Consider the following 24,512-nt stretch of genomic DNA (forward strand, 5'->3'; position numbering starts at 1 on the left):
CTTACTTCACGCCGTTTCGGACGATTTCGTAGAATTGCTCCAGCCCACGCTGCGGGTCGATCAGAAACTCGCTCACGTTGCGGGTGACGCTCGCGTAGTCGTCCTCGCGCAGGTTCGATGTGTCGTCGGGGTCGGAACGATTCACTTCGTTGATCGCGTCCAGAATGACGTCCAGCGGTGCCTGGAGCGGGCGGCCAGCCATCGGCGTCACCAGGTTTTGCAAGGCCATGGTGAGCACTTGGTTCGGATCCAACTCGCGTCCGCAGTTTTCCACGCCATCGCGGTCGAAGGCGCGCCCGCTCAGTCGAGCAAGAAGCGCGGTCACCGCATCCACGGCATCGGTGGTCGTCGACATGGTGCGGATGAGCGGCGCAACTCCATCGTCCGCGAGGATCTGCGGAAAGTCGACCAGGCTGGTGAGCATGGTGCTGCGCGCGTCGTTGGGCGACGCGGGATCGGTCAAGTAGAGCAAGAGTTTCTCGAGCTCGGCGCGGCCTGCGGGATCGCTGCGGATGGCGGAGAGCACGTCGATGAGCGACGCGAAGAGCGGCCCGCTGGTTGTCGCACCGAGGTTGCGCACGAGCTCCTCGCGAGCCCACGTGCACGCGCCCTCGGGACAGCGCGCCAGCCGCTGCTCGCGGAGAAGTTGCAGCACCTGCCGCACGAACACGGGGGTCACCTCATTGCGAAACGCCGACGGCGTCGCCGTGAGAAACTGGTCCACGAGCTGCGACCGCGCGCGCCGCCATGCCGCGAGCCGATCCTCGCCCGGGTGCTTCGCCCCCCACGCCGTGAACGCGTCATCGAAGCCGTTGAGCGCTTGCAAGAGCAGGTAGAGCTCCGTCACCTGCGGTGTGCGCGCGCCATCGTTGCGCAGGCCGGTCGTGCTACCGTCGCGGTTCTTGACGCCGAGCGCAGTGGCGTGGGCCGGATCGAGAAGCGCCCGCAGCCCATCGGCGAGCAGCGCCACACCGGAGACCTTCATCGTCGCGGTGCAGGCACGCGATATGGGGTCCACCTTGGTACAGCGCGCAATGCTCACCTTCTTCAAGGTCCGAAGCATGTCGCGCGCGGCGGGGAGCAGATCGCTCGGGAGCATCTCGATGAGCAGCGGCTCGTAGGAAGAACCGGGCTCCGTGCTCGGCCAATGGCGATGGAACGTCTTGATGAGCCGGACGAAGAGATCCTCGCGGTGAGCCTCGACGAAGGGCGTGACGAAGGGCCGGATGCGCGGATAGAAGCCGAAGTGCTCGGCCAGGAAAAGCGTGTTGTCGTCTTGATCGAGCAACGTCTGGCCCGGCGCGCACTGGCGTAGGCCATGGATCATGCCGTCCGGCGCCACTTCGAGCTCGCTCGCCGGTGCACCGCCGCAGCCATGGCTCCCCTTGTTCTTCTCGTTGCACGGATCCTCGAGGGGCCGCTCGGGACAGCGCGACGTGCCCGCCACGTCGAACAGGTCGTTGATGAAACGCGTCGTCTTCGCATTCTTCGTATCGTGGCGATCCCAGAAGACGAGGCGCGTCGCAAACTCGGGCCGAGGGCGCAACGTCTTGCTCGAGGGGCCGTCCCAAAAGCCGGTCAGGCCGCTCGATGCCTCGATGAGCTGCACGTTCGCCAACAGGCGCGCCGCATCGTTGCGCACGTGAAGGTACGCCTTGCCCGCGATGGCCTGCGTGAACGCGATGGCCAAATTGTCGATCTTCGCAAAGGAGCACTCGGCCCCGGTCGGGATGGGGACGTCGAGCCCGAGCACCGTCGCATGCAACACACCGTTGGCTTTGTTGCAAACGGCCACACCGTCGGCGTCCGTCACCAGCTGCCCAATGCGCTGAAAGATGCTGCGGTTGTACCCCGTATCCGATTGCGCGCGATTGACCGGCGTGCGCGGCGGCGCCGCGGAGTGGGTCGTCAGGTTGTAGGGCATCCCGCCGTTGTAGGCCGAGGCGTTGATGTGGTCCCGGTCGTAGGAGACCATGTCCGTGTACTTCATGTAGTTTGCAAACGTGTCCCCGATCGCCGCAGTGTCGTCTTGCGAAAGCGCTTCGAGGAGCCCTTCCAAGAGTCCCGGCACCCTCTGGATCTCGACCAAGACGTCCAGCACGTCGTCCCACAGGGTCGACGTTCGCGGAAGCCGCGCCTCGGGATGCCGATCGGCCACGGCGTCCATGGCGAGGGCGGTGTTCGTGGTGCGCGCCAGATCCGCGAGGTGCTCGCTCACGAGGTTCTGCGTCAACGCGAGCAGATCGTCCCCGCTGGGATCCCCGAGGATGGCGCCGAGCGCCCACACCAGATCGAGCAGCGGGGACGCTTCACGGCGGTATGCGTCGTACCCCACGGACACGGCCCCATACGTCCGCTTGGAGGTGTAGGCCCCGTCGCGCGCACCGAAGAGCACCTCGAGCCCGCCCAACATGTCCATCAATGCCCCGTGCTGCGTATCCAAGAGCGGCGGCAGGTTCTTCATCAGCGCATTGGAGAACGTGCGCGACGTGTCGATGGTCGCATAGAGCGGAGCTCCACCCTTCGCGATGAGCGCGCGTCCAAATGCGTCGCGCGCCGCCGCCTCGTCGTTCACCGAAGGAAACGGGGATGGCGCCGTCGTGCGATTGGCGGCGAGAAGCTGCGCGTTGCCGTCAGCATCGCGCTGCACCAGGTAGAGCGGAGCGTCGCCTTGCGCGTACACCGGATCGTGCATCTGGACGAGCTGCTGCACCACCTCGAGCGTCGTGCGCGGGCGCGACAGGATCGGCCGCACCGCCGCATCGATGCGCGACGAAAGCGCCGGCGGCGTCGGATCGGGCGCAAAGGTGCGAAGCTCCTCGTGCGCGACCTCGAGCAGCTTCGCGAACGATGCGTGCGCCGGCCCTGGCACGGGCACGCGTTTTCCGTCGCCATCGCGTGGTGCATCCTCGGCATAAGGATCCGAGTCGTGCGAAAGAAGCCGCAACGAGGCATTCGCCAGATCGCGCAGCCGCGGATACCCGATGAAGGCGCGCGACGCCCCCATGGCGACCGACTCGGGCTTGTAGCCGCGTCGATCTTGGAAGCGCGCGAGCGCGGCGCGCGTGTCGGCGGCGGCGCCCACGTCGTTCATGATGCCGGCCATCGCCTGCGTCGTCCGCGGAATCGTCCCGTCGGTGTACAGCTCGATGAGTTTGCCCAGCATGTCCGACAGCTGCTGCGTGAGCTTTCCGCGATCGCCGATGGACGCATCGTCGAGACGGTCGCACGTGCGCTTCGGGTCCCCATTCTTCTCGTCGACCACCGGCACGCGCACATCGGGAAACGTCGCGTCGAACGCCGCGATGAGCGATCCGCGCCGTCGAACCATCGCATGCACGCGCCCGAGCTGCCGCGCACGCACCGCCGGGTCGTCGATGGCCGGCAGCTTGCTCGTGTCGACGGCGTCGGAGTACGTGCCATCCGCGCGCTTGTGGCAAACGCCCGCGAACGAAGCGCCGGTCAGGTCCTCGCGGATGGCTTGCGCCGCCACGCGATCGCAAAGGAGCCCATAGAGCTCCTCCCCCACCGTTCCCCGCGGCGGCGGCGTCCGCGCCGTATTGAAGTCCACGCAGCCCACGGCCGTGAGCGTGCCCAAGCTGGCCAGTGCGAAGCACGTGCGCATGAAACACCTCCGCGTGCAGACGAAATGTTTACACGCAGTGTGTTCAGATGGCCCGAGCCAAGCTCTACTTGAGCTTCACTATTTCGATAACGCGACGCGACGGGCTAGCGCGAGAGAAACTTCTCGAGCCGGCCGTTCGCGGTGCGTTGAACCTTGCCGCGCACGAACGGCGTCCAGCCGAGAAGCTTCCCCGTGGGTCCGAGCGCTTGCCCCGCCCACTTCCAGAAATCGAAGGTGTCGACGTGGCGCACGATCTTTCCCTCGCGAAACTCGAAGCGCGCATCGATGACGTTGAGGACGCGACGACCCGTCAGCGAAAACGTGTACGTCGCCTCCCAGTGCGCCGCGCCTTCGTGCTCGGTCGCACGAACGCCGCTGTGCACGACGCTCATGTCCTTCCCGCTTTCGCAGAGCATGCGCCACATGCCCGCCGCGCGTGCGCCGCGCAGGTCGAACACGGGATCGGTGAAGTGCACGTCGGGATGGTAGGCCGCCACCATCGTTTCCCAATCGCGCTTGGCCAGTGCACGGTAAAAGCCATCCACCAATTGTTCGTTCGCAGACGATGTCATGGTGGACGAAGGCTACTCAGATCTTCCGCGCAATGGCGAGAATATCCGCGAGCACGCCGGCCGCCGTGAGTGCACCACCCGCACCCGCGCCCTGCACGACCAGCGGCTCGGGGTAACGCTCCGTGGTGAACGCCACGAACGAACCTGCGCCACGGAGGCGCGCCGCCGGATGGTGCACGTCGACCGCCACCGGCCCGACGTCGATGCGACGATTCACGGGGTCGATCCGCGCGAGGTAGCGCAGCACTTTGCCCTCGAGTTGCGCGCGTTTCACCGTCCGAGCGATCTCGGCATCGTAGGCCGGGACAGCCTCGAAAAAGGCGTCGGTGGAGTCGACGGCGAGGAGCTCGCGCGGAACGAACGGCGTGAGCGCGACATCTTCGAGTCCCAAGTTGAGGCCGATTTCACGCGCCAGAATGACCGCCTTGCGGGCTACGTCGACGCCGGAAAGGTCGTCCTGCGGGCGCGGCTCGAGGTATCCGCGCTCACGGGCGACGTTCAGCGCACGCGAAAACGGGACACCGGCGAGAAGCTCGTTGGAGAGGAAGCCGAGGGTGCCCGAGAAGGATCCCTCGATGAGGTCGACGCGATCACCGGTGCGCACGAGATCTTTCAAGGTCTCGACGACGGGCAAGCTCGCGCCGACGGTGGTCTCGTAGCGAAGGGCACGGCGGCAGCGGCGCGCCGTGGTGGCCAGCCGGCGAAAGGAGGGGAGCGAACCGGAGAACGGCTTCTTGTTCGCGGTCACGACGTGGATGCCGCGGAGCAGGGCCTGCTCGTAAACCTTCTCCATGCCGTCGGCGGCGGTGCAGTCGACGAGAACGGCAGCACGCGAACCGAGGCGCGTAAGGCCATCGAGAAACGGGCGGCGCTCGCGCGGATCGGCCACCGGCGCGGTACCGAGGTGGTTGCGCCATTGTTCCAGCTCGACACCGCCGGGCGAGGCGACGAAGAGGCCATTCTGCCGGTCGCAGAGGCCTGCGACCTCGAGCGAAAGGCCATCGCGCTCGACGAAGCGGCCCTTGTTGTCACCGAGCTGCGTGAGGAGGGAGCTTGCCACCGTGCCCTTGCCGAGCACGAAGAGCGACACGCGATCGACGCGCGGGGGGGCGGAGATGGGGCGAGACCAGGACAATTGAACCACCGACTCAACGGACATGGGAAAGGGCCTCGTCTTTCGCACCAGCAGACAGGTTCTTGGCTTTGGGCAAGCGGATGGTGTCGCGTTCGTCTTCGGAGGCGGGCGCGGTGTACGCGACGCTTTCGAGCGCGCGCGAGAAGTCGACGATGAGGTCGTCGGCATCCTCGAGGCCCACGGAGAGGCGCACCAGGTTTTCGCGGATGCCGATCTTCAGGCGCTCTTCGGTGGTGAGCTCGTAGTGCGACATGAGCGCAGGCTGCTCGATGAGCGTCTCCACGCCGCCGAGCGACGGGGCAATGGTGGCGAGCTTGCACGCGTCGATGAAGCGCGACGTCGTATCGAGATCGCCACGCACGAGGAAGCTGATGACGCCGCCGTGCCCGCGCAGCTGGCCTGCGAGCGCGGCGTCGGGGTGGCTGGGGAGTCCGGGGTAGAAGACGCGCTCGATGCCGGGATGCGCCTCGAGCCACCGCGCCACGCGCAGGGCCGTCTGATTCTGTCGCTCCACGCGCAGGGCGAGCGTCTTGATGCCGCGCAGGAGCAGGTACGCCGCGTGCGGGTCGAGGACGCCGCCGAGCACACCGCGCGTGTCGCGCAGCGCGCTGATCAGGGCTTCCGATCCGGCGACGGAACCTGCGAGCAAATCGTTGTGCCCGCCGAGGTACTTGGTGCACGAGTGCACGACGAGGTCAGCGCCGAGCTCGATGGGGCGCTGGTTGATCGGCGTGGCGAAGGTCGAATCGACGAGGAGCTTGAGGCCGCGCGCGCCCGTGGTCTTCTTCAACTCGGCGAGGGCCGGGATGTCGGCGAGGCGCAGGTACGGGTTGGTCGGCGACTCGGTAACCAGGAGCTTCGTCCTGCCGGGGATGATCGCCGCCTTACAAGCTTCGAGGTCGCCGGGCGGCACCAAGGTGGACTCGATGCCGAACTTCGCCAGGAAGGTGCCGACGAACTGCCGCGTGCGGCGGTAGACGTCCGCGGTGAGCACCACGTGCTCGCCGCTCTTGAGCATGGCAAGCAAGGTCGTGGTCAGCGCGGCCATGCCGCTGGCGAAGAGCGCACAGTCCTCGGCCCCATCGAGGGCGGCAAGCTTGCGCTCGGCAGCGCGCACGGTCGGGTTGCCGTAGCGCCCGTATTCCTCGCGCTCGATGCGCCCTTCGAAGTGGTCGCGCAGGGCGTCGGTCGAGGAAAAGGTGTACGTCGCCGTGCAAACGATGGGCGTGGTCACCGCATCGTGCGCCTTCCCACGCTCTTCGCCGCCGTGGATGGCAACGGTGGCGATGTCGTGGTGCTTTTCGAGGTGCGAGGTCATATCGGTCGGCCTTTCGCCCACCGACCTGCCTGACTCGTCCTCTAGAAACGCGAAGGCCTCCAGGTATGATTACCAGGAGGCCATCGGGTGCGTGTGTACCGAGCTTGAAAGCTCGAGGACCCACGGAGGACCCAACGGCTTAGGGTGATATTTATCAAGCGCGTCACCCAAGGTGGGCAAAAGTTTCGCGCCGCCGACTCTCTCCAGGGGAGAAGGCCGACAGATAATTCCGAACGGGCGTTTATGTGCATCATCTCGCGCACTCAGGCAAGATCTTTTTTCCCAACCGGCCTCCAACACGAGTGGGCGTGCGAAAATTCACACCTCATGCATGGGCGCATTCCGTGCAGAGAAGTGCGCAGACCTGCGATTATTCCTTGAGAAAACAGAAGCTTTGATCGACTCTTGCGCCGATTATCCGCTCGTGCAACGACGCGGCATCAATCGGGCAACTTCACGCCGACAGAGAGGATCAGAAAGATGCGCTTACGACGGTTCACGTTTGCTTTCCCACTAGCGGCGCTAGCTGGTTTCGTCATCGCTGGTTGCCCGGATGACAAGACACTGCTGCACCCGGAAGACGCCCCGGATGCCACCACCGCCGACACGGGCACCCCGGACACGGGTACGGATAGCGGCGTGCAGAATGCACTCGTCCGTTTCGCGCACCTCGCCGTGGGCAGCAACGACGCGATCGACGTTTGCGTCGGCAAGGTGCCGACCAGCGACGGCGGCAGCGAAGACGCGGGTGACGCAGGCGATGCGGGCGGCGGAGACGCTGGCGCACCTGTGTTCACGCCGATTCCCGTGCTCAGGGCGCTCCAGCATCAGGGAGGCATGAAGTACAAGGACGTGACGAAGTACTTCGAGGTAACCCCCGCGCTCGCCCAACTCCTTCCGACGGGTGACGTCATCATCCGAGTCGTCGACGGCACCGCAACGGATTGCTCGACCGCCAAAGCGGGCACGACGGATTTTGCCGCCCAACTTCCCGTGATCGAACCTGGTTCGGTGCGCACCGTTGCCGCCATTGGCCCCGCAAACGCGCTTGGCGTCCGAGTGTTCACCGATCATGTGACGACGACCGACGCCACCAAGGCAGACGTACGCGTCATCAACGCTGCGCTTCCTGCGACCGGCAAATTCGACTTCACCGTGGGCGCGAACCCCCCGGTGACGGGAGTCGACTTCGGCGCTACGCCCGCGGCCAACCAAGGGTACGTCGCGTACGACCCCTTCAATGCGCAGGCCGTCAGTGGGCAGCCGGCAGGGGCCACGGCGGCCGCCTTTACTGTCAGCGGTGTCAGCATCGCTGCGAAGTCCGTTACGACAGTGTTCGCCATCGGCACGCCACAGGCTGCGATCCCGTACGCGGGCTTGGTCTGCAAGGACTCGGCGCCTGCGATTGGCGACTTCACCGACTGCGGCCAAGTCGCCCCGAGCGATGGTGGCACCGATGCGGGTGACTCCGGCACGGATGCCGGCGACGCCGGCGACTCCGGTCCCTGATCGATCCCTTCTGAAATCAATGACAGCAAGAAACGGGGCCTTCGATGGGCCCCGTTTTTCTATTTGAGGTATCGACTATCGATTGAGCCGCTGCACGCTCACATGTGCACCATCGCCTGCGGCAATGACCGGTGCGCCATTGGGGTCCACGGTGCACGCACCGTAAGATCGACCGGCTATGCCAAGTGGCAACTCGATCGGACGCGAGGCATCTTTGGTCACATCGAACGCCAAGAGTCCGTACTTGGATTCGATCAACGCGAAGAGATGCTGCCGCATTGAGACGAGGCAGTCATACCCCATCGATCTCGCATCGCCGGCTGCCAGATCCTCCCCCACTTTCGACCAAGAGTTTCCGTCGTAACGGAGCACGCGCGTGCGCGTATTGCGGTCGTCGATGCGAAACCTTCCCAGCGCAAACAAAGTGCCAGCCTCGTCGAACGCGATGCGCAGCGAATCGAATCCTTTGCTGTCTCCCGTCAGACTCGAGCCCGCGACCTTCCAACTGTCGCCCGCCAAGAACCGCACATAGGCTTGCTCGTTCCCTGTAATGCGGCTCGCAACATACAGAACGCCCGCTTTATCAAGGGCCACTCCGAGCATGTATCCGTAGTCCCCCGACTCAACCGGGCCATTACCTAGCAGAGGCCAAGTACCGCTCTTCAAGGCCTTGGCTAGGAGTTTTCCACCGCCTTCGGGCGGCCCTTCGAAATACGTGATGAACGGCCTTCCAGCATTGTCCGTGATCACCGTGGGAGGAGGCAGAAAACCAAAGAGATGCCCTTGCCTGCCAACCGGATCTCCAACGTTCTTCCAACCGGCTTCGCCCCACTCCTTGACCGTCACGATATGGTTATCGGCCGCCTCAAAGCTGCCGAGAAGGACACCGTTCTTCCCTAGGGCAAGAGCGCCAACAGGATCGTCGCTCGGCGAGCCAAGATCCGTCCACGTAGCCCCATTTTCGGCGATGGTACTAACGACCCATTTGGATGCGCGAACGTGGGCAACGCTAACGCGATCACCTGGTCCAGCTGCCAGCCGCAGGCCATCCACGACCTGGGTGCTCTCCAGGGCATTGCTGACCCCGAGCCACCGGGGCGCCGACCAACTCCACGACGTATTCTCCATCGGGACGCCCGCCGTGCTCTTGATGTCCTGCAACGACAAGGTCACCTTGGTCGGTGCGACGATGGGGGACTGCGGCGCGATGGTGAGCTTCTTCCCATCGGCGGAGAGCTCCATCTTCACTGGTACGGCAACCTCGCCCGCGCTGAGCGTGGCGGAGGTCGCGCCCAGCTCGACCCGTTTCGAGAAGGTGACCTCGATGGGCGCGCGGACCGAGACCTGCCCGGCGCCATCCTCGGGCGTGCGCGAAAGGACCACCGGCGGAAGATCATCCGTGATGACCGAGCCCTCCCCACCTGCATCCGGCCGGCCGCTACCCGCGTCATCGTTCGACCCACCGCAGGCCCCGGCGATCCCCGCAGCGCTCAACACCCCAATGAACCAAGCTTTGCGCATTCGCATCCGCCTCCTCGAAGTCCTTCGACCCGACGCGGGTGCAGGTTGCTCGATGCGAACCGCCAAATGACGAAAGGAGACCCGAGGGGTCTCCTTTCTCGTTTCCAACCGCGCTGCGCCTTGGGGGCGCTGGGCGGCTAGTTGTCCAGCTTGTCGGTCGCGATGCCGATGGTCTCGGCGCCCGCGATCTTCGCGCTGTCGATGGCCCACACCAGGCGACCGTAGTTGGCGCCATCTTCGGCAACGAAGAAGACGACCTTGTCGGCGGTGGCGCGGGGTTCGAGACGCGTTTTCAACTGCGTGATGTAGTCGGCGTCTTCGACGTCGCGCACGTTGATGTCGACTTTGCCGTCGGCCTTCACGTGCACGATGATCTGATCCGGCGGCACCTCGGTGGGTTGCTCCACCTTCTCCGCGTTGGGGACGCGCACCGCGATGTCTTTTTCGAGCAGCGGGGTGACGACCATGAAGATGATCAGGAGCACGAGCACAACGTCGACCAGCGGGGTGACGTTGATCTCGCTGTTCGCAGCCACCGGCTCGCGAATGTGAATCGGCTTGGTGCCGTGAACGTGGCGACCCATTACTTCTTCTCCTGCTCCACGCCGAGACCAACGCCTCCGCTACCGGCGAGCTTCAGGTTGTTCATGACGGGACGCACGTCGCCCACGGTCAGGGCCGTGTCTGCCTTGAAGAGCACCTTGCGGGTGGGCTCCTTTTCGATGGCAGCTTTGACCTTCTCGATGAGATCCGCGTCGTTGACGCGGTCGCTCTCCACGTACATCTCTTTCTGGAGCGTCATCGATACGACGATCGGGTCCGTCGACTTCTCTTCGTCGATCTTGTGCGCGGACGGCAGCTTCACCGGCTTACCGCGCTGCAACATCGGCGTGATGACCATGAAGATGATGAGAAGCACGAGGCAGACGTCGACCAACGGGGTAACGTTGATGTCGTTCTTGACCCCCTTATTACCGCCTCCACCGAATGCCATGGTGGACTACTCCGCGGCTTGGGCAGCCGTGCGCAGGTGGCGGCGGTGGTAACGGGCGACCAGGTCCATCAGCTCGTTGGAGGACTCGGCGAGGTCGACCGCGCGGGCATCAACCCAGGTCGACAGATAGTTGAAGAGCATAACGGCCGGGATGGCGACGAGAAGTCCGAAGGCCGTGGTGACGAGGGCTTCCGCGATACCGGCCGACACGGTGCCGAGACCACCGGAGCCCGACGCGGCCATCATCTGGAAGGAGTTGACGATACCCATGACGGTTCCGAGCAGACCAACGAACGGTGCCGTGGACGAAACGGTCGCCAGGATGCTGATGCCTCGTTTCAGGTTCTGCACCTCACGGGCCGTCTGGCGCTCGAGTGCACGAGCAACCGATTCCTCGGTGAGGTTGATGTTCTCTTCGTCCGTCGAGCTGCCACCCGAGTTGAAGGCCTTGAGCCCCGACGCAATCGTGCGACCGAGGTAGCCGATATCACCTTTGAACGCCTTGGCCGCCGCCTCTCTCAGGCTGTCCGAGGTCAGCACGCCACCCAGCTGCTCGGCGAACCGGAGCGACTCTTTGCGCGAGCGCGAGAAGATGATGAGACGCTCTCCCGCCACCAGGAGCGAAGCCAAACTCATGATTGCCAGCGTGATGACGATGCCTTTCGCAAACGCCCCCATGCTGTGCCACAACCCGTACAGTGAAAAATCCATATTCCTTACTCCGAGAGGCGCGCCCCTGGGTGTGGCGCTGCTATGTGAAACTTATTGGGGAGAGACAAACCCCGGTGATCCGGGTGAAACCTGGTGGAAAGCCCACCCGGGCTATTGAGCTTGAATGCGGAACGTGAACGTGTAGGTGACGGCCTGGGCCTGCCCCTGGAACATGACCGGCGTGTACTTGCGTCCCTTGAGGTTCGCCAAGATGGCTTCCTCGGTGTAGGGCAGCGACTTGATGAACTTGCAGTCCTCGACAGTACCCTCTTTGGTGAGGGTGCACTTTACAAGGATGAGACCTTCGACCTTCGCGACCAACGCCTCACGGGGAAGCGTGGGCTGCTCCGTACCGGCGAGCAGCGAAGGCTTCGCCATGCCCGGTCCGAACGGGATGACCGTGGTCTGCGGCGGGCACGGAGGCATTCCGGGATCACCGCACACGGCCGCTTTGACCGGCGCGCACGCCGGCTCGCCAGGACCACCGCAGCACGCGGGCTCACCCGCGCCACCGCAATGACGGCACGGAGGCTCACCAGGACCACCGCAGCAGGCCGGCTTGCCCGGAACACCGCACGTGGCCTCGACCGACTCGCCACTCCCGCTCTTCGCGGAGGTGTCTTCCTTCGGCGCCTCCTTGGAGTCGACGATGGTGTTCTCTTTCTTGACGAACTCTTTCTTCGCCTTCGGCCTTTCGGCTGTACGCGGCACCGCCGTCGCCACGGGGGGCGGCGGGGGTGGCGGAGGCGGGGCAACGAACTTTACTTCCGTCGCCTGCTTCTTAATCTGCTGGTGCGCACGCACCGAGATGTAAATTGCCAGCCCGAGTACCGCGACGTGCACAAGGATAGAAACGAGTGCACCCCGAATGAGAACTCGGGGGGGCTGGGCTCCGCGGCCAAGGACTGAATCAAACATCGCGCTCGTACACCTCACTCACCCCCGAATCAGAAGTACTTGTCTTAAAATAGGCCTGAGAGACAAGCTCTGCCGTGGATGGCACATCGAAGAAGAAGCGCCACCCTAGCAGCCTCGCGGAACATGTCTAGCACGAGTCCGCAACATCTCTTGGTTTCTACGAAGTTATACGTCGACTCGATCCCGCTTTTTTAATGCTGCATTGCAACAAGAGACCGAGTCGACGGGGAAGCATACCAGTGGGCCGAACCCTCAGTGCTTCATTCGTTGGAAACTTACGAAACAGAGATCAGAAACCGCCGTAGTTGACGTTTGCCACGCAGAGCAGCGTCTCGGGGTCGCACTTGAAGTTCGCGTCGGGATCGACACCCGAGCCGGTGCCGAGGCCCAGGTCCGGATGCGCCACGGCGTCGCAACGCGCCGCTTCGGCGACGTAGTTGCCCGGCGTCTTCAGGTCCTCGTTCGTGTTCTTGCTGCAGCTCGGACGCTGTCCGAAGAGCAAGCCGAGACCCTGGTACTTGCACGTGGAGGCGGCGCCGCCCTCGGCCGTGACGGTGTAGTCGAGGTCGATCAGGAACGCGTTGCCCGCGTGGGCAGCCGAGAAATACAGCTGCCAGTTGGACCACTTGTAGCTGACCGTCTGAGCAACGGTCGCGTCGCGCTTGTCGCTGATGTTCGAATCGCCCGCATTCTCGGGATCGTCCGGGATCGCCTCGAGCGCCGGGAAGGCCTTCACCGTCTCGGTCAGCGTCGGGATGCTGCAGATGTTGCCCGACGGCTCGGCGGTCGTGAAGGAACCCCACGCGGCGAGCTGGTCCGGGAAGGACGCGCGATCGAGGTACTCGGCGAACTGCTTCGGCATGAGGGCCGCGGAGACCTTCTCCAGGTCCGGCTTACCCTCTTCGCCCACCGCGTTGTACGAGTTGACGTACACGATGTCGGCCTTGAGGTTTGCGCAAGCTCCCGAACCCGAGATGAGGTTGTACTTGACGGTGTACGTGCCCGTGCCGGTACGGCAGAGAGGAGTCGACTGATCACAACCCGCCGCGCCAAGGACGACGGCGAGGCTGGCGGCGATGCCCGCACCAGCGAGACGAGAAACACGCAAGGACCGAGCGTATTGCAAGATGGACGCGTACATCAGAAGCTCCCTCGAATGCCGAAGCGGAACTGCCGCGGCTCTTGATAAATGTTGGCGTTCCCGAAATTCGGATTGACCTGGGCGGGGTTGAATGCGCTGCCGTCCTGCCGTTTGACGTTGTTCGGCAAATCAGCACGACTTCCACCCGCGATGGGGAGGACGTCTTGGTTGGTGTAGCGATTCTCCCTACTCAGTTCGGTTTGGAAGTTCAAGAGGTTGAAGATGTCCATGGTGATGCCCAGGGTCATCCCATTTTGGAACCGTACATTATAACCGACGTGCGTGCCTACATTCCCGTTCCAGGGAAGGCGATCGCCGGTGCCTCGCGGCAGGATATGGATCGTGTCGACACCATAGAGGAGGTTACCGCCGAGGAAGTTCGTCGGGCCGCCTGAGCGGACGTTCACCGATCCACCGAGTTGGAGGACCGAGTCCTTGGTGACGGAGATGTCCTTCGCACCGAAGATCTTGAAGCTATGGCGACGGTCGCCAGGCAGGTCGCCCGTCTGGTTCACCAGGAGGGACTTCAAGTCGAAGGTGGCATTGATGTTCGGGTCGAGCTGACCCGTGGTCGGATCGTAAAGACCCGCGTTGTTACCGCGCAACCAGGACAACGTGTAGCTCACTTGGGCGAGCCACTGGTCGGCAAAATTCTTCATGAAGTAGACGGTGCCGGCGTCGTAGTTGCGCGTCGCCTCGGGGAAGCTGCTGGCGATGCCCTTACCGGGGTTGCCGATGAAGTACGTCGCGCCTTCGTCGTTGCTCATGTCCTCGATGACGTTGTTCATCCAGCGACGCGTGTACGACAGACCGAAGCGGCCGTTCTTCACGATCTCGTACTCGCCACCGGCGACGATCTCGCTCTGCGACTGCGGGCTGATGTCCGGATCGATGACGACCTTGCCGCCGCCAACGCCGGCGTATTTGCGATCGGGAAGTCCTCCAATCGGACCGCCACCGCCGGCCGCCGGCCAGTTTTTGCGGGCCGTATCGGTCAAGCAGACACCGTTCGCTTGGGCGGGATTGCGCGGATCGCACTTCGACGAGTCGACTGACTGCGCGAGGGCGCCCTCACCCGTCTGACGATCGAGCATGTCGAGCGGCACGCTTTCGTAGAAGCGTGCGTAGTTGAAAAAGAGCTTCGAACGACCCTTTTGCGTGGGATCGAAGATGACGCCGAGGCGCGGCGAGATTTGGTTCGGCAGCGTCATGAGCAGCTTGTTGTCACTGCCAATGAGGAACTGGCTGTCGTAACGAACACCCGCGTTCAGGGTGATCTTGTCGAAGAGCTGCCAGCTGTCCTGGACGAAGCCGCCGATGTTGAGCGCGTAGGTGCGCGTGGTCAGGCGGTCGAGCATCACGGGTTGGTCCGGGCCCGACTCGTAGCCGTAACCGCGCTGGGCGTCGTAGCGGGTACCGCTCGTGTGCTCGCGCCAGCGCACACCGCCGGAGTAACCGCGCGACCACCACGAGGTGAGCATCTCGAAGTCGACACCGGCCTTGATGACGTGGTGACCGGCCGCCTCGGCGAGCACGGTGAGGACGCTCTTGGCCGAGACAATGTCGAAAACCTGCTCATCGAGAAGGTCCGAACCACCCGTGGTGTAGGTTTGAGTCGGGCACGTGGGCAAGCCAAGGTTCGTTCCCGCGGCACCAATGCGCGAGCAACTCCCGCCGGGAACCCGTTCGAAATCCTCGATGCCATGCAGTGCGGGGCTGCGCCGGTAGACGACCTGCGGAACGGCGGAGTAGCCGTAACCACTGCCGACCTGGAAGCCGTCCGCGCTGCGCCGCCCACCGAGCTCGTGGTGCCAGCCGATGGTCGTGTCGAGGATCTTCGACTTGTTGTCGAACTCCGACGTCCACTTGAGCGACGTATCGAACGCGCCGGAGCGGTACGAACGGGCTTGCGCGCCGTAGGTGCCGTTCAAGTTGAACTCGCGCACCGTCGCGCCTTCGACGAGCCCCGTCGTCGGGTTGACCGCGTAGTCCCCGCCGCCACCGGAAAACGTCGGCGTGGCCGCGAACGTCAGGGCCAGCTTGTTGTTCTGATTGACCCGGAAATCGAGCTTTCCGAAGATCTGGTACGACGTCTGCGTAGCTTGCGCCTGGCTGTGGGTACCGGGGATCTCTGACCCTTCGACCGTGTAGTTCGGCTTGCCCGCGTTCGGCGTACCGTCGCCCCAGATCGGACTCGCGTAAATCGAGCGATCCAAGTTGTAGATCGCGCGCGAGATGCCGAACCCCACGTAGTACCAAAGCTTGTCCTTGATGATCGGACCGCTCTGGTCGAAGCCGATGTCGTAGATATTGGCCAGGCTGCGCCGCGTTTGCACGGCCTCCCCGAGGAAGTACGGGTACTTGCGCTTGCCCTCGAGGGCGCCCGGCGTCCAGTTCGCCCAGACGGAGCCGTGGTACTCGTTGCTACCCGACTTGGTGACGACGTTGAGGATACCGCCCGTCGAGCGGCCGTACTCCGGCATGTAGCCGCCGGAGAGCACGTTGACTTCCTTCACGAATTCGATCGAAAGCGGAGAACCGTTGATACCGAACTTCGCACTGTTCGTTCGAACGCCGTCGACGATGTACGAGTTCTCCGGCGACGTGCTGCCGTTGACCGACGTACCGTACGTATCCGCCTGCGCACCCGGGGTGGCCTCCGCGACGGACTCGAAGGAGCGCTGCGCACCGCCGCGCGACCCGGGGTTGGTGACCGGGATACGAGAAGTGAAGTCACTGTTGATATTTGCACCCGTGGTGCTCGACCCGACGTCGACCGTCGGCGCGTGAGCCACGATGACGACTTCTTCGGCCTTCAGGCCTTCCGGCAGGAGGTCCGCGTCGAGACGGATGGTGGCATCCGCGCGCAGCTGAATCTGGTCGCGCTGGTATGCCCGGAAACCTTCCTTGTCGAGATGCAGCGCGTACACGCCCGGCGCCAAGGACGGGATGCGGTAGGTACCCGTCCTGTCCGTCGTCACGATCTGCTCACCCTGCAGAGCGGGCGAGGTTACGGTCACAACGACATCCGCGACCCCTTTTTTGGTCGAAGCGTCGACGACCTTTCCGGTGAGAACCGCCGAGCCCTGAGCCTGCGCGGGTGCCACCATCGCTATCGTCGAGGACAAGGCCCCGACGGAAAGAGCCCATTTCGGTAAAGATCGAAGTCTCATTGCTCCCCGTTGCCCGTAACCGTGTGCGCGCGTCGGTCCGGGTCTATTGAGTGATCAGGCCACTGCGGTTGAGCCGATCCGTTCTCACGCGAACGTTCGGCAGATGAGCCCCGCCCTTGCGCTCGAGCAGGCGCGGTGGCTCCAAGTAGGAGAGAGGGTGACGGGAATACCTGGACTATGACGCCGGTTCTCGAGGTGGAACTTCGTGAGTTCGAGCTGCGGATAAAACACGACAAGATTAACGGCGCACTATTCGCCAATTTGCTTCCTCTCCGCAAGAGGCAAGATGCGGCTCTCTCACCATTTCCGCCTATCTGGTTTCGCGTCCCATGTCCTGGTGCGGCAAGCACCCCGTGAAGGGTATTTCGTTTCAACGGGGTTTCGTGCGCACTGCGGCAACACACGAAAATAAGTTGACTTTACGTCAATTTTAGCGGGTGAAGTCCGTATTGGAATTGGGCTTCGACTCGAAAATAACGTACTGCGTTACGACAACGAGCACGTTACGCGTGTCAGGTATTGGGGGCTCCGCCGCGCCTTCAGGTATTGGGGGGCTCCGCCGCCCCAAACCCCCGAGAGGAGAGGGATCAGATCCCCGAGAGGAGAGGGATTGATAGCGATAGTGAGTGATGACTTCGTTCAACGAGAGTGAGTCAAATTACGAATAGCGGTATCTGCGAATCGATAGTTTGATTTGCATTGGCACCTACAGACGTTCGGTGGTGAGGTCCTTTGGAGGCTCGAGGAGCCTCGATTGAACAACCCTCATTCATTCGAGAGGTCATTCCATGCGTCGTTGGTCCATCGCAGTATTTCTCTTCTCCATGCAAAGTGCCGCTTTGGTTGCGGGGTGTGCACCAGCGGAGACGGCTGATTCCTTGGGCGAAACGGAGGACGATCTCCAGATCGCACCGATGGCCGCGGCCGACGTATGCACGCGATGGCGAGGCGATCGTCAGGATCGCACCGAGGGGGCGTGGAGTGGCAATGTGGCGGCATGCAATGCGGGAGACATGACGGCAGCGGGCCGAGCCAATGCACTCAAACTGGTAAATCTATATCGCGCCATGGCGGGTTTGCCGGCGGTAGCCATGGATGCCACGAAGAATGCGCGTAGTCAGAAATGCGCACTCATGATGGACGCAAATGATGCGCTCAATCATTCACCGCCGACGTCGTGGAAATGTTATTCGCAAGACGGAAAAGACGGTGCGGGACAGAGCAACATCGCCACCACACCAGCGGTGACCGCCGTGGATCTTTATATGTCCGATCCGGGGAACGAGACCACCATCGGGCATCGCCGATGGATTCTGTCGAATTCCCTCGGCCCGATGGGCATTGGCTCGACCAAAGATTATTCGTGCATGAACGTGATTGGTGGAACCGGAAAGGCCGGAAAAGCGTACGCGGCGTGGCCACCGGCGGGCCCCTTCCCTTCCGGAGCGCTCAAGGCCTCGTTCGACTACGAACTCGACAAGACGGGATGGTCGATTCAAAGCGACACCATCGACCTTTCGAAGGGCAAGGTGACCATCACCGACGGGACGACGAACAAGCCCGTCACCGTGAATGTGCTCGGTGCGAACTATGGGAGCAAATATGCAATTCGCATCGTGCCCAATGGATGGAAATCCGAAAAAGGGCACACCTATTCGGTAAAGGTAAGTGGCGTCTCGCCGGCTATCGCCTACGACGTCCAGATCCTCGACTGCGATTGACGCGTTCGAATCAGGGCTCGCGGTAGAAGCGGGGCACACGCCGGGAGATGGACGTGAGGATCTCCCAGGCGATGGTCCCCGCGTGCCCGGCGATTTCCTGCGCCGAAATGGCATCTTTGCCCAGCGGGCCCTCTTGCGCGCCAAGGACCACGACCTCGTCGCGAATGGATACGCCCTCGTGCGCGGTGACGTCGATCATGACCATGTCCATCGAGACCGCCCCCACGATGGGAGCGCGCTTGCCGCGGACGAGCACGTGGCCCTTGTTGGAGAGCTGGCGCGAGAGGCCGTCGGCGTAGCCCATGGCAATGGTGGCGATGCGCGCCTTGTTCGGCGCCCGCCAGAGGGCTCCGTAGCCGATGCCGGCACCGGCGGGGATCTCGCGCACGTCCACGATTTCCGAGCGAACGCGCATGACGGGCCGTAACTCCTCGGAAACGGGGTCGCCGCCGCCGTCCTTGGACAAGAGCACGGGCGGAACGCCGAACAGCGCGATGCCGGGGCGCACGGCGTCGAAGCGCGCATCGACGAGGTCGACGTCGCCGCGGAGGACGGCCGCACTGTTGGCCGCGTGGCGCACGCCGGGAACGATGCCGCGGGTGCGAAGAAGCGCGGTGGCCTCGTCGAAGAGGCGCACTTGCTCCCGCGTCTCCTCGGCCGAAAGCGCGTCGGCCTGCGCCAGGTGGGTCATGAGCCCGCGCACGCGCAGCTCGCGGGCGTAGTGGCGTAGGCTATCGGCGAAGGTCCCGAGTTCGTCCATCGTCACGCCAAGGCGGGCCATGCCGGTGTCGATCTTCACGTGCACGTCGATGGGCCCTTCGACGTCGCCCGAGCGGACGAGGCGGGCAAACGCTTCGAGCTGCGCGCCGTCATACACGACCGGCGTGAGACCGCGCGCCAGCACTTCACCGTGCGCGGAGCCGTAGTAGCCGCCCATGACCAGGATGGGCGCGTTGATGCCGGCCTCGCGAAGCTCGATGCCCTCTTCGAGAAGCGCTACGCAGAAGCCATCTGCGCCGGCCCGTTCCAACGTGCGGGCCACGGCGGGCGCACCATGGCCATAGCCGTCGGCCTTGAGGACGGCCCAGATTTTCGCGCCGCGTGCGTGCCGAGCCACCACGTGCAAATTGTGGCGGAGCGCCGCCAGATTGATCTCGGCGCGCGTGGGGCGGACGGCATCGGCCGGGGCCGCACGACGGGGACGCAAGATACGCACATTCATTTTTATACCGAACGCCGCGAAAAAGGAGGAGATTCCCCGCCTCAAATCGCCTTCAGGCCGGCTTTCTCGCCTCCAGCCGTTCGTGCGCGTATTGCATACGATACAGGCGCGCGTAAACCCCCTGGCGGGCCAGCAGCTCCTCGTGGGTTCCGGCCTCGGCAATGCGGCCTTTGTGGAAGACGACGATGCGATCCACGGCTTTGATCGTGGAGAGGCGGTGCGCGATGACCAACGCCGTCCGGTCGGCCATGACGGCATCGAGCGCGACCTGAAGGCGCGCTTCGGTGTCCGAGTCGACGCTGGCGGTCGCTTCGTCGAGGACGAGGATGGGCGCATCCCGGTACACGGCCCGCGCGAACGCAATGAGTTGCCGCTCGCCGGCGCTGAAGTTCGCACCGCGCTCGTCGACCGGCGCGTCCAGCCCATTGCGCCGCTCGAAGAGCTCGAACGCGCCGATGCGGCGAAGCGCTTGTTCGGCCTTCGCGCGATCCGGCGTGGGATCGGTCATGGCGATGTTCGAAAGCACCGTGCCCGTGAAGAGGTACACGTCCTGCGGCACCACGGAAAACTGCTCGCGCAGCGCGTGCCGATCGTACGCGCGAACGTCCTTGCCGAAGACCCGCGCGTAGCCGCCGTTCACCTCGTACAAGCGAAGAAAGAGGCTCGCCACCGTGCTTTTGCCCGCGCCGGTCGCCCCCACCAGCGCAATCTTCTCGCCGCGCTTGGCCGACAGAGAGACGTCCCGCAACACCGGCACGCCGGGCTTGTACTCGAAGTTCACGTCCAGCAAGGCGAGCGCCTCTTCGGAAGGACCTTGCGGCGCGTCTTGGGCATCCACCGGACGCACCCCGTCGATGTCCGTTTCGTCGAGCAGCTGAAAGATGCGCTCTGCCCCGGCCATCGCCGACTGCAGAACGGTGTAGCGCGTCGATAGCTGCGAGATCGGCTCGAAGAATTGCTTGATGTACTGCGTGAACGTCACCACCAGCGGAAAGGAGACGTCGCCCATGCGTTTGAGGCCCGCCCACCAGAGAACGCTGGCAATGCACAACGTGCTGACCATCTCGATGGCCGCGTCGAGCATGGCCTCGTAATGGATGGATCGCTTGTTCGCATCGAGGTACGCGTGATTGATGGTGTCGAACTCGCGCGCGGTCGTCTCCTCGCGGCCGTAGGCCTGCACGACGGAGATGCCATTGACCTGCTCGTTGAGAAAGGCATTGAGCCGCGCGGTCTTCGCCCGAATGTCGCGGAAGGCTTCGCGCGAACGCTTTCGTACGTATTGAACGATAGCGCCCACGATGGGAATCGCCGCGAAGGCGATGAGCGAGAGGCGCCAATCGAGCAAGAGCATCATGACCACGATGCCCGCGAGCGAAATGAGATCGCCCGCGGCATTGAGCACGCCCGACGCGAAAAGCTCGCCCACGGCATCGACGTCGTTGCTCGCGCGCGTGACCAAGCGGCCGACGGGCGTGCGATCGAAATAGCGAAGCTGCAGCCGCTGGAAGAAGAGAAAGATGTGCGCCCGCAAGTCGGCCATGGCGCGCGCGCCGGTGACCTGCATCGTATAGAGCTGCGCCAACGTCAGGAGCTGCCCGCCAACGACGAGCAGCGAAAGGTAGATGCCATCGCGCACCAAGCCCTGCCCATCACTCGCATTGGCACGGCGAACGACGTCGCCCATGACGATGGGGCGCAGGAGATTCAACCCCGTCACGACGCCCAGTGAGGCGAAGGAGAGCACCAAGAAGCGCACGTGCGGGCGCACGAACGGAATGAGCCGGCGGACGAGGCGCGTGTCGTACGCCTTGCCCATGGCGTCTTCTTCGTGGAAGGCGCGCAGCTTCTCTTCCGCGCGATTCGGCTTCTTCACCGCGGTGGTGGCTTGCGCGGTCATGCAACCTCCACGCAATCGGCATCGGAGGGCGCCGCCGACGGAGGCTCGACATCGAGCTCGTCCAGCTCGTGCGCCATGCGCTGCTCTTCCGCGAAGGCCGCGTAGATACCTTGGACGCGCAACAATTCGTCGTGGGTTCCGCGTTCGACCACGCGCCCTTGGTCGAGGACCACGATGGAATCACAGCGCGCCGCCGCCGCGATGCGGTGGGTGATGAGCACCACGGTGCGCTTCTTGGCCTGACGCTCGATGGCCTGCAAAATGGCGGCTTCAGTTTTGGCGTCGACGGCGCTCAGCGGGTCGTCGAGCACTAGAATGCGCGGGCCCCACGAGAGCGCACGCGCGAGGGCGACGCGCTGCTTTTGCCCGCCCGAGAGCTGCACCCCGCGCTCGCCCACCACGGTGTCGAACTGCTCCGGCAAGGACAGTGCCTCCTCGGCCACCTGCGCCTCGCGTGCGGCCTCGCGGATGGTATCCATGGCCTCCGCCGTGTCGGGATCGTCCAGAGAAAATGCGATGTTGCGCGCCACGGTCGTGGAGAACAAGAACGCATCCTGCTGCGCGTAGCCCACCGTCTGGCGCACGAAGGTCAGAGGCAGATCGCAAACGTCGTTGCCATCGATGCGGACTGCCCCCTTCGGCGTCGGAAGAAGGCGCGCGAGGAGCATGGCCAACGTCGACTTGCCCGAACCGGTTCGCCCGACGATGGCGATGCTCTTGCCGGCGGGAACCTCGAAGCTCACCCCGTCGAGCACTTTGCGCGCGCCGTACTCGAAGGAGAGGCCCTTGATGGCAATCTCGCCGCGCGAATCCTTCGGCGCCGGGAGCGGGCCATCCTCCACCTCGGGAAGCGCGTCGAAGATCTCCTTCATGCGCGCGAACGAAGCGCGCCCGCGCTGCACGATCGAGAGCACGAAACCGAGGGCGAACACCGGCCAGTACATGCGGGTGAGCGCCAGGTGAAAGGCGAAGAAGTCGCCCTTGGAGATGCCGCCTTGGGCAGGGCCGAGGAGCAGCAGCGAGCCGCCGTACCAGAAGAACACGAGGACGCCGCCCGCGCTGACCGCACCGAGAAGCGGCATGAACAAGCCGCGCACGCGCGCCAAGGCGAGACTTGCCTCGAGGTACTGGCGGTTCACCTCCTGAAAGCGGTGCAACTCCCGCGTCTCCAACGCGAAGCTCCGCACCACGCGCACGCCGGCGAGGTTCGTCTGCAGCGATTCGGTGAGCTTGCCCAATGCCGCTTGGTTGGCGCGGGTCTTTTCGAAGATGCGTTTCGAGAAGGAGCGCGTCAAAAAGACGGTCAAGGGGAAGGTCACGAACGTGGCCAAGGTGAGCTTGACCGAGATGCTCATCAGCACTTGAAGCGCGCTTCCGAATGCGAACACGACGTTGACCATGTTCAGCACACCGAAGCCATAGAGCAGGCGCACTTGCGCCAGGTCGTTCGTCGAGCGGCTCATGATTTCGCCCGACGACATGCGACGATAGAACGCGGTGCCCAGCCGGTGCAGGCGCGCGAGCAGCAGCCCGCGCAACTCGTACTCCACGTCGCGGCCGGCGTTGAAGACGAACAAGCGGCTCGCCACGCGCGTGACGAAGGCGAACACCGCCAAGCCGAGCATGAAGACGGCAGGCTTCCAGGCCTCCTCGGGGTGGTCGCTGAAGATGCGATCGACGGCGCTCTTGGAGAGCCAGTCGATGCGGTTCATCGCAAGCTGGAAGGCCGCCAGCACGACGGCGCCCGCCAAGTACGCCGGGAGATGGCGTCGGAATTGTCCGACGGCCGTGACGCTCATGTCGCGAGGTTTGGCTGGCTTGGCTGGCTTGCGCGTATCGATTGGGTCACGATCCATGAACGGTCCGGGTCAACGCTCGCGTGCCCCGAGTGGCCGACGGTGCGATGACGAAAGAATGGGACGATTGGGCCCCTCCTTGAAAAGGGCAAGCTCCGACAGGTCGAGGCGCGTGGCCAAAAGGCCGAGCATCACCTTCGCACCGCGTGCGTCGAGCTCCTGGATGACCCCCGTTTTGCCGACGAATGGCCCGGAGAGCACACGGACGCGCGATCCTTTTTCGAGGACGTTTGCGCGCGCCGCGCCCGCACGGGGAGCGGCGACGACGAGCGAGCCGATATTTCGTGACGGCGGAGCAATATCCGTTACCACGGCAAACACGGTGGAGAGCGCAATCACGGCGTCGCCGAGCTGCTCGCCCACCAGGGCGGCGTGTTTGAGAACGACCTCGCGCGGGACGGACCAGCCAAGCCAAAGGCCTGCGTCCCCTTCCAACAGTGCTCGGACGTCGTCTGCGTTCGCCTCCGGCGTGGGGATGCGGTTGAGATCCTCGATCTTTCCCAGCGAGAACTGATCCGGCAGTGCGTCGAAAAGACGGACGATCTCGCCCTGTACGGCGCGCGCATGCACGGATGGATAGATCTCGACGCTGACTTCGACAACTTTGGGCCGGAGCCTTAGGGCCAAAATCGCATTCTTGCGCACCGGGGCGTGAAACACGATCGACGCGGTTCCCATTTTTCCGCCAGGTTTTTGCTCGCGGACGTCGATGTGTTCTTCGTCGGTCCACGTGGCCTCCACCTCGATCCCCAGCTCGGAAAGCCTGCCCGCAATGCGCCGGGCCCACGCCACCATGCGCGAGCGCAGCGGCGTGAACGCGGCGCGTTTCTCGCTCGCGAGAAGCTCGAAATCGGCGTTCTTCAGATCGAGCGTTGCCTCGGCGTGCGACTTTTTCGCGTCGACACCATGGTCTTTGACGCGAGCTCGGCCACCCTTACCTGAAAGACGCTTTTCGTTCTTGCGACGGTCCTTCGGTATCATCTTGATATTCCTAGAGAATCGAATTGCATCTGAGAACCTGGAGCGAACCTGGAGCCAATTCTTGGCCAAATCTGACGCACTTGACGCGACGCGTTGCGACCTTACTGTAGCGGCCATGTATGCGTTGCTTAGAGGTATGTATCCTCGCTCCGACCGGCCCAGCGAGCTTTTCATCGCCGCGCCGCCAACGTGGAAGCTGGCGTTGTCGGCCGTGA

17 protein-coding genes are annotated in these 24,512 nt (G+C 63.9%); 2 read left to right on the forward strand and 15 right to left on the reverse strand.

What is annotated here, in order from left to right:
- Nucleotide 1: 1 nt before the first annotated feature.
- The 4 genes from LVJ94_36405 to LVJ94_36420 form a co-directional block, all read right to left on the reverse strand.
- A complete protein-coding gene (locus tag LVJ94_36405; protein WXB02385.1) occupies nt 2–3,625 on the reverse strand; it encodes a hypothetical protein in 3,624 nt (1,207 codons plus the stop codon).
- Nucleotides 3,626–3,729: 104 nt separating this feature from the next.
- The gene (locus LVJ94_36410) at nt 3,730–4,197 is read right to left on the reverse strand and encodes a nuclear transport factor 2 family protein (protein WXB02386.1); all 468 of its coding nucleotides are present in this window, start codon (nt 4,195–4,197) and stop codon (nt 3,730–3,732) included.
- 16 nt (nt 4,198–4,213) lie between these two features.
- A complete protein-coding gene (locus LVJ94_36415) occupies nt 4,214–5,356 on the reverse strand; it encodes a hypothetical protein (GenBank protein WXB02387.1) in 1,143 nt (380 codons plus the stop codon).
- Nucleotides 5,346–6,650: an aminotransferase class I/II-fold pyridoxal phosphate-dependent enzyme gene (locus tag LVJ94_36420; protein ID WXB02388.1), complete on the reverse strand. Its 1,305-nt coding sequence runs from the start codon at nt 6,648–6,650 to the stop codon at nt 5,346–5,348. Before LVJ94_36420 ends, LVJ94_36415 begins: the two co-directional genes overlap by 11 nt.
- 480 nt (nt 6,651–7,130) lie before the next feature.
- On the opposite strand from LVJ94_36420, the gene LVJ94_36425 reads away from it, so the two are divergent.
- Nucleotides 7,131–8,159: a DUF4397 domain-containing protein gene (locus tag LVJ94_36425; protein WXB02389.1), complete on the forward strand. Its 1,029-nt coding sequence runs from the start codon at nt 7,131–7,133 to the stop codon at nt 8,157–8,159.
- Between the two features lie 75 nt (nt 8,160–8,234).
- Here LVJ94_36425 and LVJ94_36430 read toward each other — a convergent pair whose 3' ends face one another.
- The 7 genes from LVJ94_36430 to LVJ94_36460 form a co-directional block, all read right to left on the reverse strand.
- Nucleotides 8,235–9,680, reverse strand: a complete 1,446-nt coding sequence (locus LVJ94_36430; GenBank protein WXB02390.1) for an Ig-like domain-containing protein — start codon at nt 9,678–9,680, stop codon at nt 8,235–8,237.
- 137 nt (nt 9,681–9,817) lie between these two features.
- Nucleotides 9,818–10,264: a biopolymer transporter ExbD gene (locus LVJ94_36435; protein WXB02391.1), complete on the reverse strand. Its 447-nt coding sequence runs from the start codon at nt 10,262–10,264 to the stop codon at nt 9,818–9,820.
- Nucleotides 10,264–10,674 (reverse strand): biopolymer transporter ExbD, encoded by a 411-nt coding sequence (locus tag LVJ94_36440; GenBank protein ID WXB02392.1) that lies wholly within the window; start codon nt 10,672–10,674, stop codon nt 10,264–10,266. The genes LVJ94_36435 and LVJ94_36440 overlap by 1 nt, the downstream gene beginning before the upstream one ends.
- 6 nt (nt 10,675–10,680) lie before the next feature.
- On the reverse strand, nt 10,681–11,385 hold the full coding sequence (locus tag LVJ94_36445; GenBank protein ID WXB02393.1) for a MotA/TolQ/ExbB proton channel family protein: 705 nt from the start codon (nt 11,383–11,385) through the stop codon (nt 10,681–10,683).
- 111 nt (nt 11,386–11,496) lie between these two features.
- On the reverse strand, nt 11,497–12,228 hold the full coding sequence (locus LVJ94_36450; GenBank protein ID WXB02394.1) for an energy transducer TonB: 732 nt from the start codon (nt 12,226–12,228) through the stop codon (nt 11,497–11,499).
- Between the two features lie 364 nt (nt 12,229–12,592).
- Nucleotides 12,593–13,444, reverse strand: a complete 852-nt coding sequence (locus LVJ94_36455; protein ID WXB02395.1) for a hypothetical protein — start codon at nt 13,442–13,444, stop codon at nt 12,593–12,595.
- Nucleotides 13,444–16,572 (reverse strand): TonB-dependent receptor, encoded by a 3,129-nt coding sequence (locus LVJ94_36460; protein ID WXB02396.1) that lies wholly within the window; start codon nt 16,570–16,572, stop codon nt 13,444–13,446. Before LVJ94_36460 ends, LVJ94_36455 begins: the two co-directional genes overlap by 1 nt.
- Before the next feature lie 833 nt (nt 16,573–17,405).
- On the opposite strand from LVJ94_36460, the gene LVJ94_36465 reads away from it, so the two are divergent.
- A complete protein-coding gene (locus LVJ94_36465; GenBank protein WXB02397.1) occupies nt 17,406–18,338 on the forward strand; it encodes a CAP domain-containing protein in 933 nt (310 codons plus the stop codon).
- Nucleotides 18,339–18,348: 10 nt separating this feature from the next.
- Here the strand turns inward: LVJ94_36465 and alr are convergent, their stop codons facing one another.
- The 4 genes from alr to LVJ94_36485 all read right to left on the reverse strand — a co-directional run bounded on the left by alr (nt 18,349) and on the right by LVJ94_36485 (nt 24,297).
- Nucleotides 18,349–19,545, reverse strand: a complete 1,197-nt coding sequence (alr, locus tag LVJ94_36470; GenBank protein ID WXB02398.1) for an alanine racemase — start codon at nt 19,543–19,545, stop codon at nt 18,349–18,351.
- Nucleotides 19,546–19,612: 67 nt separating this feature from the next.
- The gene (locus LVJ94_36475; GenBank protein ID WXB02399.1) at nt 19,613–21,460 is read right to left on the reverse strand and encodes an ABC transporter ATP-binding protein/permease; all 1,848 of its coding nucleotides are present in this window, start codon (nt 21,458–21,460) and stop codon (nt 19,613–19,615) included.
- On the reverse strand, nt 21,457–23,259 hold the full coding sequence (locus tag LVJ94_36480) for an ABC transporter ATP-binding protein/permease (GenBank protein ID WXB02400.1): 1,803 nt from the start codon (nt 23,257–23,259) through the stop codon (nt 21,457–21,459). Before LVJ94_36480 ends, LVJ94_36475 begins: the two co-directional genes overlap by 4 nt.
- A gap of 69 nt (nt 23,260–23,328) precedes the next feature.
- Nucleotides 23,329–24,297, reverse strand: a complete 969-nt coding sequence (locus LVJ94_36485; protein ID WXB02401.1) for a KOW motif-containing protein — start codon at nt 24,295–24,297, stop codon at nt 23,329–23,331.
- Nucleotides 24,298–24,512: the final 215 nt, after the last annotated feature.

The sequence above is a fragment of the Sorangiineae bacterium MSr11367 genome (assembly GCA_037157805.1).
In the GTDB taxonomy this organism is placed as follows: domain Bacteria; phylum Myxococcota_A; class Polyangia; order Polyangiales; family Polyangiaceae; genus Pendulispora; species Pendulispora rubella.